The following is a 206-nucleotide window of genomic DNA, read 5'->3' on the forward strand; positions in this document are numbered from 1 at the left end:
ATCGGCGCTACGGCGTTTCACTTCTGAGTTCGGCATGGGGTCAGGTGGGACCACCGCGCTAAAGCCGCCAGGCAAATTCTGTTAAATCTGTATCAGGCTGAAATTTGATTGTCTGTCTCTCACCGCCGAAACAGCTTCGGCGTTGTAAGGTTAAGCCTCACGGTTCATTAGTATCGGTTAGCTCAACGCATCGCTGCGCTTACACA

General features: G+C 51.9%; 1 rRNA gene. It reads right to left on the minus strand.

From position 1 onward, the window contains the following. A 5S ribosomal RNA gene (gene rrf, locus PYW49_RS23330) occupies window positions 1-72 on the minus strand; the annotation flags it as partial. Window positions 73-206: the final 134 nt, after the last annotated feature.

It is taken from the genome of Enterobacter chinensis, assembly GCF_034008295.1.
Taxonomy (GTDB): domain Bacteria; phylum Pseudomonadota; class Gammaproteobacteria; order Enterobacterales; family Enterobacteriaceae; genus Enterobacter; species Enterobacter chinensis.